The organism is Streptomyces sp. NPDC005408 (genome assembly GCF_040606445.1).
In the GTDB taxonomy this organism is placed as follows: domain Bacteria; phylum Actinomycetota; class Actinomycetes; order Streptomycetales; family Streptomycetaceae; genus Streptomyces.
Genome location: NZ_JBEXEX010000011.1, coordinates 68303 through 80641, shown reverse-complemented (window position 1 = coordinate 80641; position 12339 = coordinate 68303). Strand labels below are relative to the sequence as shown.

Here is a 12339-nt window from a genome sequence, read left to right as displayed (position 1 = left end):
AAGAGCGCGCCCATGGCCGTAAGGGACCCGTCAACGGCGCGCTTGTCTGGCCGGAAACAGGCTTTCCTCTAGAAGTCAGAGACATTTCCGAACGTCTTCAGGAGCTCACGATGGCCGACCTGGCCTTCGTCGTCACCACGATCGCGGTTTTCGCACTGGTGGCGTTCATTGCCAAGGGGGTGGCGAAGCTGTGACTGCCGAGAACATTGTCGGTCTGATCGTGGCCGTCGCCCTGCTGGGCTATCTCGTCCTCGCCCTTGTGTACCCGGAGAGGTTCTGAGCCCCAACATGAGCCCCATCCTTGCCGGTGTGCTCCAGCTGCTCGCGCTGATAGCCGCGCTGGCACTGGCATACCGTCCGCTCGGCGACTACATGGCCCGGGTCTACTCCTCGACGAAGCATCTGCGGGTCGAGAAGTGGATCTACAAGGCCGTCGGCGCCAATCCGAATGCGGAAATGCGCTGGCCCGCGTATCTGCGCGGGGTGCTCGCCTTCTCCGCGGTCAGCGTCCTCTTCCTGTATCTGCTGCAGCGCGTACAGGGCTCCCTGCCCGGTTCGCTGGGCTTCTCCTCGATCGACCCGGACCAGGCGTTCAATACCGCCGCGTCGTTCGTGTCGAACACCAACTGGCAGTCGTACTACGGCGAGCAGGCCATGGGCCACGTCGTACAGACCGGCGGCCTGGCGGTGCAGAACTTCGTCTCGGCCGCCGTCGGTATCGCCGTCGCGGTGGCCTTGGTGCGGGGCTTCGCCCGCTCCCGCACCGGTGAGCTGGGCAATTTCTGGGCCGACCTGGTGCGCGGCACCGTCCGGATCCTGATCCCGATCTCCGTGATCGGCGCGATCGTCCTGGTCGCGTGCGGCGCCATCCAGAACTTCGCCGGGATCCACGAAGTCGGTCAGCTCACGGGCGGTTCGCCGCAGTGGAACGGCGGCGCCGTCGCCTCACAGGAGGCCATCAAGGAGGTGGGCACGAACGGTGGCGGCTACTTCAACGCCAACTCCGCCCACCCGTTCGAGAACCCCAACGCCTTCTCGAACCTCTTCGAGATCTTCCTGATCCTGCTGATTCCGTTCGCGCTGACCCGCACCTTCGGAAAGATGGTCGGCAGCATCAAGCAGGGTTACGCGATCCTCGCCACGATGGCGACGATCTGGCTCGGGTTCACCGCGCTGATGATGTGGACAGAGTTCCACCACGGCGGCCCGGCATTTGACGTCGCCGGCGGCGCGATGGAGGGCAAGGAGACGCGGTTCGGAGTCGGCGGTTCGTCGATCTTCGCGGTAGCGACCACGCTCACCTCGACCGGTGCGGTCAACTCCTTCCACTCCTCCTTCACCGGCTTCGGCGGCGGCATCACGTTGCTGGGCATGCAGCTGGGCGAGATCGCGCCCGGCGGCACCGGCTCCGGCCTCTACGGCATGCTGATCATGGCGATCATCGCGGTGTTCATCGCGGGGCTGATGGTGGGCCGTACGCCCGAGTACCTCGGCAAGAAGATCGGCACCCGAGAGATCAAGCTCGCGGCCTGCTACATCCTCATCACCCCGGCGCTGGTGCTCTGCTTCACCGCCGCCGCGATGGCGCTGCCGACCCCCGTCAACTCGCTGACCAACAGCGGTGCGCACGGATTCTCCGAGATCCTCTACGCGTACACCTCGGCCGGCAACAACAACGGCTCGGCCTTTGCCGGTCTGAACGCGGACACGCAGTGGTTCAACACCACCCTCGGTCTGGCGATGCTGCTGGGCCGGTTCCTGCCGATGGTGTTCGTACTGGCGCTGGCCGGCTCGCTCGCCGAACAGAAGCCGGTGCCGGAGACCGCGGGCACGCTCCGTACCAACAAGCCCCTGTTCACCGGGCTGCTGGTCGGCACGATCCTGATCATCACCGGTCTGACCTACTTCCCGGCCCTGGCGCTGGGTCCGCTCGCCGAAGGGCTGGCGTCATGACCCCCGAAACGAAGAAGCTCGAGGAGCCCGGCTCCATGTCCACCGCAACTCCGACCCGTGCGCCCCACCAGGACGTGCCCACCGGTCACAAGCACGACGCTGCCCGCGTCGGCGGGGGTCTGTTCGACCCCAAGCAGCTGATCAAGTCCCTCCCGGACGCCGTCAAGAAGCTCGACCCGCGCGTCATGATCAAATCTCCGGTCATGTTCGTGGTCCTCGTCGGCTCCGTGCTGACGACGATCTTCGCGATCAAGGACCCGACAGACCGGTTCGGCTGGGCGATCGCCGCCTGGCTGTGGCTGACCACGATCTTCGCCAATCTGGCGGAGGCGGTCGCCGAGGGCCGTGGCAAGGCGCAGGCCGACACTCTGCGCAAGGCCAAGACCGACACGGTCGCCCGCCGGTTGGTGGGCACGACCGAGGAGCGGGTGCCGGGCACCGATCTGCGCATCGGCGACTTGGTGGTATGCGAAGCGGGCGACATCATCCCCGGCGACGGAGACGTCGTCGAGGGTGTGGCGTCGGTCGACGAGTCGGCCATCACCGGTGAATCGGCCCCGGTCATCCGGGAGTCGGGCGGTGACCGCAGTGCCGTCACGGGCGGTACGAAGGTGTTGTCGGACCGGATCGTCATCAAGATCACGACGAAGCCCGGCGAGACCTTCATCGACCGGATGATCAACCTGGTCGAGGGCGCGGCTCGGCAGAAGACGCCCAACGAGATCGCGCTGAACATCCTGCTCGCGTCGCTCACGATCGTCTTCCTGCTCGCGGTCGTGACGCTGCAGCCGTTCGCGAAGTACGCGCACGCCGAGCAGTCCGTGATCGTGCTGACTGCGCTGCTCGTCTGCCTGATCCCGACGACCATCGGCGCGCTCCTGTCCGCGATCGGCATCGCGGGTATGGACCGGCTGGTGCAGCGCAACGTGCTGGCGATGTCCGGCCGCGCGGTCGAGGCCGCCGGTGACGTCTCCACCCTGCTGCTCGACAAGACCGGCACCATCACCCTCGGCAACCGGCAGGCCGCCGAATTCGTACCGGTCAAGGGCGTCACGGAGGCCGAGCTGGCGGACGCCGCCCAGCTCTCCTCGCTCGCCGACGAGACGCCCGAGGGCCGCTCGATCGTCGTACTCGCCAAGGAGAAGTACGGGCTGCGCGAGCGGCACCAGGGCGAACTGACACACGCCGACTGGGTGCCCTTCACCGCCCAGACCCGCATGAGCGGGGTCGACCTCTTCGAGAACGGCGAGGCCCGCAAGGTCCGCAAGGGCGCGACCGGTTCGGTTCTCACGTGGGTCAGGGAGCACGGCGGGCAGGTGGTCGACGATGCCGACACGACTGCCAACAAGATCTCGCAGGCCGGCGGCACGCCGCTGCTGGTCGCCGTCGAGGACTCGGAGGGCGCCCGTGTACTGGGTGTCATCCACCTCAAGGACGTCGTCAAGGACGGCATGCGGGAGCGGTTCGACGAGCTGCGCCGTATGGGCATCAAGACCGTCATGATCACGGGCGACAACCCGCTGACCGCCAAGGCGATCGCGGAGGAGGCGGGCGTGGACGACTTCCTCGCCGAGGCCACCCCCGAGGACAAGATGGCGCTGATCAAGCGTGAGCAGGCCGGCGGCAAGCTCGTCGCGATGACCGGCGACGGTACGAACGACGCGCCCGCGCTCGCTCAGGCGGACGTCGGCGTCGCGATGAACACCGGTACCTCGGCCGCCAAGGAGGCCGGGAACATGGTGGACCTGGACTCCAACCCCACCAAGCTCATCGAGATCGTCGAGATCGGCAAGCAACTCCTCATCACCCGGGGAGCGTTGACGACCTTCTCGATCGCCAACGACGTTGCGAAGTACTTCGCGATCATCCCGGCAATGTTCGCGGTGGTACACCCGGGCCTGGACAAGCTCAACATCATGAACCTGTCCAGCCCCGAGTCGGCGATCCTGTCCGCCGTCATCTTCAACGCGCTGATCATCATCGCGCTGGTTCCGCTCGCCCTGAAGGGCGTGCAGTACCGGCCGACCAGCGCGGACAAGATGCTCCGCCGCAATCTGGGGATCTACGGCCTGGGCGGCCTGATCGCCCCGTTCATCGGCATCAAGCTCATCGACCTGCTCATCTCCCTCATCCCTGGCATCGGGTGACCTCATGAACAACTCCGTAGGAAACACCGCCCGTTTGCTCTGGGCCGGGCTGCGCGCCCTGCTCGTCCTGACCCTCGTCTGCGGCGTCATCTACCCGCTCGCCATTACCGGGGTGGCCCACGCACTGTTCAACGACAAGGCCAACGGTTCCGAGATCAAGTCGGGGGGCAAGGTCGTCGGCTCCGAGCTGATCGGCCAGCGCTACGACCTGCCGAAGCAGGACCCCAACAACGCGGAGGAGGCGTCGGTCCCGGACCTGAAGTGGTTCCAGCCGCGCCCGTCCAACGGCCTGGGTTCCAACAGCGTCAACACCCAGTACTCGCTGATCCTTTCCGGCGCGACCAACCGGTCCGGCGACAACGGCGCGGTCAACGGCCGCTGCCCCACGGACCCGAAGGACGCGGAGGAAGGCACTCTCTGCGCCGAGGTCGTCGCCGCAGAAGCCGCAGTCATCAAGGACAACTCGGTGAACGGCTACAAGGTCAAGCCCTCCGAGGTGCCGGCCGACGCCGTCACCTCCTCCGGCTCCGGCCTGGACCCGGACATCTCCCCGGCGTACGCGAAGCTCCAGATCCACCGCGTCGCCGAGAGGAACCACCTCTCCGTCGCCCAGGTGGACAAGCTCGTCGAGCAGAACACTGAAGGCCGGATCCTCGGCTTCATGGGCGAGCCGACGGTGAACGTCCTCAAGCTCAACATCGCGCTCAAGGAACTCACCGACAAGTGATCGTGTCAGGGCGGCAGGCGGGAGTCCGAGGCCCGAGGAGTCCCCTCGGGTCGTCGGCTCCCGCCTCGGTCCACGACGGCACAACCCTCGCGCACAACAGAAAGGCGGGCACGCCGATGACCCGGGTGCTGGTGGTGGAGGACGAACCGCAGCTGGTACTACGCAACGCGGCCGGGAGTGATTTCGGCTGGTCACGTAGCTCGATGCGAGCCTAGGCGCGTGCCGCGGTTGCGCAGCCACTGGATCACGTCGGCGTGCCGGGTACGGGCATGCCGAGCGGTCGGCCCTGGCGGTGGCCGGGGCGGCGTCCGGCGCAGGTTGTGACGTGACGAAGTCATGACGGACTTTCGTGACGTCGGTGGCGACTGTGCGTTCGGGAGGCAACCTCCACGGCGCGCCGACCATCCTCCCTACGCGACGAGTTGCACAGTAGCGCAGCCGGCCCGCACCCCAGCGCATGGAGAGAGATGACAACGGTCCATACATCGGTCGTCGTACCCTGCTTCAACGAGAGTGAGGTGATCGACGCTTTTCACACGGCACTGGTCGCCGCTCTCGAGTCGACGGGGACGGCATTTGAGATCTGTTACGTCGACGACGGCAGCAGCGACCGGACCCGTATCCACCTCCGGGACTTTGCGGCCGCGGACCCCCGCGTGCGCTATACCTCCTTCAGCCGTAACTTCGGCAAGGAGCCGGCGATGCTCGCCGGGCTGAGGATGTCCTGCGGTGACGTGGTCGTCCTCATGGACGCCGATCTCCAGCACCCTCCCGAGCTGGTGCCCCGCATGCTGGAGCTGCACCGGCACGGCTTCGACCAGGTCATCGCCCAGCGCGACCGCGCGGGGGAAGGGGCCGTTCGCCGGGCGCTCAGCCGGGCGTACTACCGGCTGGTGCGCCGGTTCATGGAGGTCGAAGTCGTCGACGGGGCCGGAGACTTCCGGCTGCTGTCGCGCCGAGCGGTCGACGCCGTCCTCTCCCTGCCGGAGAGCAACCGATTCTCCAAGGGGCTCTTCTCCTGGATCGGCTTCGACACCGTCAGCTTCACCTACCAGAATGTGCAGCGGGCGGCCGGGCAGTCCAAGTGGGGCGGCCGGCGCCTGCTCAACTACGGCATCGACGGGCTGCTCTCCTTCAACAGCCGCCCCCTGCGCATGGCGATTCACACCGGACTCTGGCTCTTCCTGTCTGCCCTCGGCTACGCGCTGTGGATCATCGCGAACGTCCTGCTCGACGGCGTGGACACCCCTGGCTACGCGACGCTGATCACCGCCATCGTCGCCCTCAGCGGCATCCAGCTCGCCACCCTCGGTGTCATCGGCGAATACGTAGGCCGTATCTACCACGAGGCGAAGCGGCGGCCCCACTATGTGGTCCGGGAGACCAACACCTCCCACGCCGCCGACTCCGCCTCCGCCCGCGAGTTCAGGGACCCTGTGTCGAGTAAGTGACCTTGTCCAGGTGGTAGTAGTCGGCGACACACTGCGCCGGCCATTTCCTGCGGCCCTGGTTGCTGAACGGCTCCAGCATCCGCGCGACCGAATTGGGCGTGTACGGGGCGACCTTGGCGCCGTCCACCGCCTGCTCGCGCAGATACCGGTCCTGGCGGTCCCACCTCTCGGCCCGTACCTGCATCGCGTCGCCCAGCCCGTTGAGCGGACCAACCAGTCCCAGCACGGTCGCCGCGCATACCATCGCGGCCGCCGTGACGGTCGCACCTCTGTGGCGCGTACGCAGGCGAAGTGAGCGCCCGATGAAGGCACCTACGCCGACCAGCAGCATGACGTAGAGCAGCAGGTAGTCGTTCCAGGTGCGTTCTGTCGTCACCACGTCCGCTCCGAATACGGGGTAGGTGATGACGGTGCACAGGTAGCCGGAGACCAGGAAGGCGGCCACGCCGAGCGTGGCGAGCAGCAGCGGGCGGCAGGGGAGCAGGACGGCGGGCCGCCCAGCGCGGGCGCGTGCCAGCAGGCCGAGCAGTACGCCGACCGCGACAGCTCCGGCGTACTGCCAGGTGCTCAGGATCGTCTCCAGGATGTGCCCGTATCCGCGCAGCGAGTTCAGCAGCGATTCGGGGGCGAGCATGGAGGCGCGGTCGGCGCCGTAGTGCTCGCGGCGGTGGCGCGAACCAGGAGATGTCACCAGTACGACGGTGCCGATGGCGACGCCCGCCATCCCGAGCAGCGACCAGCGGCGTGCAAAGGCCCTTACCCGCACGGCGAATACGCGGTGGGCGAAGAGCACCACACAGGACAGCACCACCAGCGCGACGACCGACGCCTCCTCGGAGAGCGTGCCCATGAAGACGCCTGCCGTGAACACGATGACCAGCGCGGCCGTGCGGCTGCGGCGGCCACGCGCGCGCAGTAGCGGGACAGCGACAGCGCAGGCGAGCACGGGTGCCACGGTGTGCGAGACGGAGGCCGCGGGCCAGTAGAACGTCTTGTACGTATTGGGGGTCGCGAAGAGGAACACTGCGGTGATCATGGATGCCACGAGCAGCGGGAGCCCGCGTGGCACCTCCAGATGTGCCCTGCACAGCAGTTGAACACTCAGCGCCCACAGCAGGGCCAGCATGAGCACGCCGCTGATCAGCCCGAACCACTGGTGCCCGGCGACCGGGAACTGCGCGTACAGCCCGACGAGGACACCGTTGCCGACCCGTCCGTTGTCGGTGAAGTAGAACTTTCCGATCAGCCCCGAAATGCCGTGGTCCCGCACGCTCGGCAGGAAACACCACTCGTCCGCGCTCGGGCGCACGTACCGGCCGATCCACGACGCCATGACGAGCAGACCGAGCGGCAGCAGCGACAGAGCCAGGGGCCAGGCGTTTCGCCATGACGACGAGGTGCCTTGCCCAGCGGTCCCGCGCTCATCGCCGAACTCGTGGTCCCGCTCGGGTGCGACGCTCGATGCGTCGACGGCCATATCAACACTGCCTTTCGGGAAACCAATGGTGCGACACCGTAGAGGTGAATCCTGGATGTGCCGTTCCATCCTCGGCGCGGCAGGATGCGCCCAGGGGCATGCTTCGGGCGGCACGAACACGGGCCGTGATCTGCGATGGGACCGACAGCGCAATCCACCATCGACAAGGGATACGTCACCGTTGCCATCGGGGTGGGGCCGACCCGCCCGTCGGAGTCTGTGAACTTCGCTGTCCGGAAGATCGCCCGTTGGCCCGCAGGCCCGTATCGGCCAGCCGGGAGCCAGGGCGCCGGACCGCTGCTTCTCGTGTGCTGTGGCGAATTAACCTTGCAGCGGCGCCGATTGAATCTCGGAGCTCACCTGCCGTGACCGGTCGCCCGGTAGGCCGTTGAATCGATCACGAGTATCCGACGCAGGACCACCGCCGCCGCCGTCCTCGCGGCTGCCCTGACTGCGCCCGCTGCCCAGGCCGTACCACCGGGCCAGGTGTACTTCTGGCCCGAGCCCAACCAGATGGGTTCAGGAGGCGCCTGGGCCTACACTCCGCCCGGCTACAGCGAGGCCGACCCCCGGGTGAAGCGGCACGCCTACTCCTTCGACTCCCACGCCGGCGTCAGCGTCTACGCCATCAGCTACCAACCCGGCGGCAGCTGCCTCTACCGGGAGATCCGCCCGGATGACTACGACAACAACTGGACCGCCTGGGGGGCGAAGTTCGACGGCGTGAGCGATACCACGATGGGGTGCCAGCCGGGCTGATCCGCAGATGCGCCTTCGTACGCGGGTAGTTGGGCTGCTGGCCGGCCCTCTGCTCCTGACCGGGTGTTTCCTGACCGGCTGTACGACCCCGACCCCGACCCCGGCGCCCCGCCCCGCGCCGGACGAGGTGATCAAGGCCGCCACCCAGGACCTCACCGACGCCTGCCTCACTCGACAGGGCCTCACCCCGCCTCGATCCGGGCAGAGTCCGCCGCCGGCCGCGGAGCAACAGCGGGTCACCGCCGCGCTCTTCGGCACGGGCTGGGCAGAGCTGTCCATCGCCCTGCCCACCGGCTACGTCGTACGCGCCCACACCGACGGCTGTCTGGCCGCCGCCCAGCAGCGGCTCTACGGCGATCAGCGCCGCTGGTTCCGGGCGTCGGTGATCGTCAACAACCTCAAGCCCGAATCCGCCCACACCCACCGCAGCCTCGCCGAGGTCCGCGCCCGGCACCGCGCCGAGATCGCCGACTGGCAGCGGCTGCGCACACACGCCCTCGCCGGCGCCACAGACCTGCTCGACAACCAACCACCGACGGGAGACCCACGACCATGAATCGCTTCACCACGCTCCTCGCAGCCACCCTGATCTCTGCCGGGGCCGTGCTGGCCACCTCGGCCGCCGCCCAGGCAGCGCCCTGCCGCAGCGGCTACTTCTGTGTCTGGACGGACGCGAACTTCGAGGGCATGAAGATCGAGCACAGTGGCGACGACCACTGGTGGGAGGGCGACATGTTCAGGCACGACTCCTCGTGGGCGAACCACGGCATCTCCGGGCGGAGCGTCCCCGACCACGTCAAGGTGTACGAGGGCCGCGAGTTGCTGGGAGCTGTAACCCTCTGCCTGGCTCCCGGGCAGGAGGTCGGCTACGACTCGGGCGCGAACGACCGGGGCGGCTCCCACACCTGGTCCGTCGGCTGCTGAGACCCATCCGGCAGACCATGCCCGCGGCCGCCCTCCGTGGGCACGCCACTGGGGACTCGATCAGACCAGGCGCTCGAAAGCGGCGCCTGGTCTGCGCGGATGACCCCGATGATCGCCTGGCGGTCGGCGACCGTCGGCCGCCGGCCACGAGGGGGTGGCCCGTTCACCGCCCGCGCTCTGCGCGACACCCCCGCGGACCTGATCAGCGTCAAGATCGGCATCAACCTCGTCAACACCGACCTGATGCGCCTGCGAGCCTTCGGCCCCGCGGTGCACGGCTTCCTCGACACCATCCGCGAGGGCCAACCCACCACTCCGCTCCTGGTCGTCTCGCCCATCCTGTGCCCCATCCACGAGGACACCCCCGGCCCCAGCGTCCCCGACTTCAGCAATCTCGGTGCGGGAAGGCTCCAGTTCCGGGCCGCGGGCGACCCCGCGGAACGGGCCGGCGGGAAGCTGACCCTCAACGTCATCCGGGACGAACTGGCCCGCCTCGTGAAGCAGCGGTCAGCCGACGACGCGAACCTGCAGTACCTCGACGGCCGCGACCTCTACGGCGAGGCGGACTTCTCCGAACTGCCGCTGCCCGACCAGCTCCACCCGGACGCCGCCACACACCGCCGCATCGGCGAACGCTTCGCCGCCCTGGCCTTCGGCTCCGGCGGCCCGTTCGCCGCCAAGCGTGCCTGACCTCGCCAGCCGTGCGCGCTCGGGCCACGGTGGGTCGCTGTCGATGACTTGGAGATCGCGTCTGTCCGGTAAACCCGAGAAGGACTTAGGGGGTTTGCCGGAGTGTGGCACGTCGAGGCGGCATGATCGTCTGGGGCCATGAAGTCAATGACACTAACGTTGCGGCAGCAGGTTGGGTTCATCGCCTGGGCCGTCGGTGCGGTGCAGTTCTTCCTGGTCCACTACGTAGTTGAGTCTGCGTGGCGCCGACCATACAGCTGGGCCGACAACAACATCAGCGATCTCGGCAACGTCCACTGCGGGATGCAGGCGGAGCCTGAGTTGCGGTACGTCTGCTCGCCGGAGCACGGCTTGATGATCGCCTCATTCGTGGTGACCGGGGCACTGCTCATCGTCGGTGTCGCCCTGACTTGGGGGGTGTGGGGCAGTGGGCGGAGCCGCCTCTGGGCCCGGGTTCTACTGGCGGGGACCGGCTTGGGCTTCGTCCTGGTAGGTCTGGCGCCGGCCGACATCAAGGAGAACCTGCATGTCCTGGGCGCCCTGCTCATCATGGGGACGGGCAATCTTGGCCTCCTCCTGGCGGGGGTCGGCCCTGCGCGGGGCATGCTGCACAGTCTTCGCTGGGTGACACGTCTGTTGGGTGCCCTGGCCATCGGTGCAGCGCTTCTCCACCTCTCCCATCAGTACCTCGGCTTCGGCATGGGAGGCATGGAACGCGTCGCCGTGTTCCCGATCCTCGTGTGGACATTCATGGTCGGGGCCTTCGCCATGTACGGCGCCGGACAGGCCACTACCGCACGGGCCAGGAACCATGGATGGCGTCGATCCATGTCAACCTTGCTCAGAACCCTTTGAGCGAAACATCCGTGTCGCCCGTCATCGACCTCATGACCGTCCGTTAAGCTCGGCCGCCAGAGAGGTTCCGATCTTCACGGAGGGCAGGACGGCGAGGATCAATCGCGAGCGGCTCGTCAGAACGCTGACATTCTGGCTGCGTCCCGCCTTCGCGTTGCGAGTCATCAACCGGTTTCAGAGGATCGTTGGTTTCGACCGCTCGATGGCCCTGGCGTCCAGCGCTCTCACCGCACTGATTCCGCTCACAATCCTCGGCAGCGCCGTCCTGAGCGACTTCGTCCAGTACGACTCCGCGGACCGGATCATCAAGCGCTACAGCCTCTCCGGAGCGGGCGCCGAGGCGGTCAACTCCCTCTTCTCCCCCGCCGAGAGCACAAACGCGAGCGTCGGCATCTTCGGGGTGGTGTTCCTGACGATCTCGGTGCTGAGCTTCGCGCGGGCCTCGCAGCGGCTCTTCGAACAGACATGGGAACTCAAGCCGCTCAGTGTGCGCAACACACGAAACGGCCTGTTGTGGATCCTTACACTTGGCGGCTACGCAGCGGTCACCGGGGGGCTCTCCGCAGTCCTTGGCAGGAGCGGGCTAGGTCTGGTGACCGCGGCCACCGAGGCATCGGTGACCGCCGTGTTCCTTGTCTGGAGCGGGTGGATCCTGTCAGCGAAGCGGATCACCTGGCCCGACCTGATCCCGTTCGGCGTCGCCGCGGCCGTTCTGACAGGAGTCTATTCCGTGGGCGCAACCCTCTACCTGCCGCGTCTCTTCAACTCCTCCGTCTCACGCTACGGGGTGGTCGGTGCCGTCTTCGCGATGATCTCGGCCCTCTTCTCAGCCATGCTCGTCCTCGTCGCATCGGCTGCACTAGGACGAGAAGTACGAGACGAGCTCAGCCGGATCCGTAAGGGCCAGCGCCCTTCAGACCATGAGGTCCGCCAGCAGTGGGACAGCGTGGTCGAGCAGACACGATCACGTTGGCGCACGGCACGGGAACAGGTCTCTCATCGTCGGATCAAGGGCGCGAACCACTGAGTCAAGTCGTGTCCATATTCCCTCTTGAAATGGGGTGCATCGGGGTGGATGACCATGTCACTGCGTGTCGCGTCGGCTGACGGCTGACTCTGCGGCGGCCAGCCAGGTGCCATGGATACGCGTCTGGTCGGCCTTGCCCAGGCTCGTTCGGAACGAACCCTCCCTCCCCGTAGAGCACGTGAACGCCCATGGCGCGGAGGGTCGCGATGCTCTGGTTGACCACCTTCGCTACGGCGGCTCTGACGACCCTCATCAATCTGTACTTCGAGTTCCGTAACTGGAGGAATGACAAACGCCGCGTCATCTGGGCCCACTGAGTTGTGCAGCCC

The 12339-nt window shown here is 67.1% G+C and carries 11 protein-coding genes and 2 pseudogenes; 11 read left to right on the top strand and 2 right to left on the bottom strand.

Annotation, left to right across the window (positions count from 1 at the left end; genetic code table 11):
* Nucleotides 1-190: 190 nt before the first annotated feature.
* The 5 genes from kdpF to ABZS64_RS13590 all read left to right on the top strand — a co-directional run bounded on the left by kdpF (nt 191) and on the right by ABZS64_RS13590 (nt 6278).
* A complete protein-coding gene (gene kdpF, locus ABZS64_RS13610) occupies nt 191-280 on the top strand; it encodes a K(+)-transporting ATPase subunit F (RefSeq protein WP_063801986.1) in 90 nt (29 codons plus the stop codon).
* A gap of 8 nt (nt 281-288) precedes the next feature.
* On the top strand, nt 289-1953 hold the full coding sequence (gene kdpA / locus ABZS64_RS13605; protein WP_355827714.1) for a potassium-transporting ATPase subunit KdpA: 1665 nt from the start codon (nt 289-291) through the stop codon (nt 1951-1953).
* The gene (gene kdpB, locus ABZS64_RS13600) at nt 1950-4100 is read left to right on the top strand and encodes a potassium-transporting ATPase subunit KdpB (RefSeq protein WP_355827711.1); all 2151 of its coding nucleotides are present in this window, start codon (nt 1950-1952) and stop codon (nt 4098-4100) included. The genes kdpA and kdpB overlap by 4 nt, the downstream gene beginning before the upstream one ends.
* Before the next feature lie 4 nt (nt 4101-4104).
* Nucleotides 4105-4827 (top strand): potassium-transporting ATPase subunit C, encoded by a 723-nt coding sequence (locus ABZS64_RS13595; protein ID WP_355827708.1) that lies wholly within the window; start codon nt 4105-4107, stop codon nt 4825-4827.
* A 467-nt stretch (nt 4828-5294) separates the two neighbouring features.
* Nucleotides 5295-6278, top strand: a complete 984-nt coding sequence (locus ABZS64_RS13590; RefSeq protein WP_355827705.1) for a glycosyltransferase family 2 protein — start codon at nt 5295-5297, stop codon at nt 6276-6278.
* Here the strand turns inward: ABZS64_RS13590 and ABZS64_RS13585 are convergent.
* A complete protein-coding gene (locus ABZS64_RS13585) occupies nt 6253-7755 on the bottom strand; it encodes a DUF6056 family protein (protein WP_355827702.1) in 1503 nt (500 codons plus the stop codon). The two genes, ABZS64_RS13590 and ABZS64_RS13585, sit on opposite strands and share 26 nt — an antisense overlap.
* A 486-nt stretch (nt 7756-8241) precedes the next feature.
* On the opposite strand from ABZS64_RS13585, the gene ABZS64_RS13580 reads away from it, so the two are divergent.
* From ABZS64_RS13580 to ABZS64_RS13555, 6 genes and pseudogenes are all read left to right on the top strand, one after another.
* Nucleotides 8242-8514 (top strand): hypothetical protein, encoded by a 273-nt coding sequence (locus ABZS64_RS13580; protein WP_355827699.1) that lies wholly within the window; start codon nt 8242-8244, stop codon nt 8512-8514.
* Nucleotides 8515-8521: 7 nt separating this feature from the next.
* On the top strand, nt 8522-9070 hold the full coding sequence (locus ABZS64_RS13575; protein ID WP_355827696.1) for a hypothetical protein: 549 nt from the start codon (nt 8522-8524) through the stop codon (nt 9068-9070).
* Nucleotides 9067-9438, top strand: coding sequence for a peptidase inhibitor family I36 protein (locus tag ABZS64_RS13570; protein WP_355827694.1), 372 nt, complete (start codon nt 9067-9069; stop codon nt 9436-9438). Before ABZS64_RS13575 ends, ABZS64_RS13570 begins: the two co-directional genes overlap by 4 nt.
* A gap of 159 nt (nt 9439-9597) precedes the next feature.
* Nucleotides 9598-10128 (top strand): annotated as a pseudogene (locus ABZS64_RS13565) (lipase); the annotation flags it as partial.
* A 138-nt stretch (nt 10129-10266) separates the two neighbouring features.
* A complete protein-coding gene (locus tag ABZS64_RS13560; protein ID WP_355827692.1) occupies nt 10267-10983 on the top strand; it encodes a DUF998 domain-containing protein in 717 nt (238 codons plus the stop codon).
* Nucleotides 10940-12010: a hypothetical protein gene (locus tag ABZS64_RS13555; protein WP_355827689.1), complete on the top strand. Its 1071-nt coding sequence runs from the start codon at nt 10940-10942 to the stop codon at nt 12008-12010. The genes ABZS64_RS13560 and ABZS64_RS13555 overlap by 44 nt, the downstream gene beginning before the upstream one ends.
* 1 nt (nt 12011) lies before the next feature.
* On the opposite strand, the pseudogene ABZS64_RS13550 reads toward ABZS64_RS13555, so the two are convergent.
* Nucleotides 12012-12224, bottom strand: a pseudogene (locus ABZS64_RS13550) (hypothetical protein); the annotation flags it as partial.
* Nucleotides 12225-12339: the final 115 nt, after the last annotated feature.

Bases quoted from the DNA above. Each gene is read 5' to 3' on its own strand.
- kdpA (WP_355827714.1), top strand. From the start codon at position 289: ATGAGCCCCATCCTTGCCGGTGTGCTCCAGCTGCTCGCGCTGATAGCC.
- kdpB (WP_355827711.1), top strand. From the start codon at position 1,950: ATGACCCCCGAAACGAAGAAGCTCGAGGAGCCCGGCTCCATGTCCACC.
- ABZS64_RS13595 (WP_355827708.1), top strand. From the start codon at position 4,105: ATGAACAACTCCGTAGGAAACACCGCCCGTTTGCTCTGGGCCGGGCTG.
- ABZS64_RS13590 (WP_355827705.1), top strand. From the start codon at position 5,295: ATGACAACGGTCCATACATCGGTCGTCGTACCCTGCTTCAACGAGAGT.
- ABZS64_RS13585 (WP_355827702.1), bottom strand. From the start codon at position 7,755: ATGGCCGTCGACGCATCGAGCGTCGCACCCGAGCGGGACCACGAGTTC.
- ABZS64_RS13575 (WP_355827696.1), top strand. From the start codon at position 8,522: ATGCGCCTTCGTACGCGGGTAGTTGGGCTGCTGGCCGGCCCTCTGCTC.
- ABZS64_RS13570 (WP_355827694.1), top strand. From the start codon at position 9,067: ATGAATCGCTTCACCACGCTCCTCGCAGCCACCCTGATCTCTGCCGGG.
- ABZS64_RS13560 (WP_355827692.1), top strand. From the start codon at position 10,267: ATGAAGTCAATGACACTAACGTTGCGGCAGCAGGTTGGGTTCATCGCC.
- ABZS64_RS13555 (WP_355827689.1), top strand. From the start codon at position 10,940: ATGGATGGCGTCGATCCATGTCAACCTTGCTCAGAACCCTTTGAGCGA.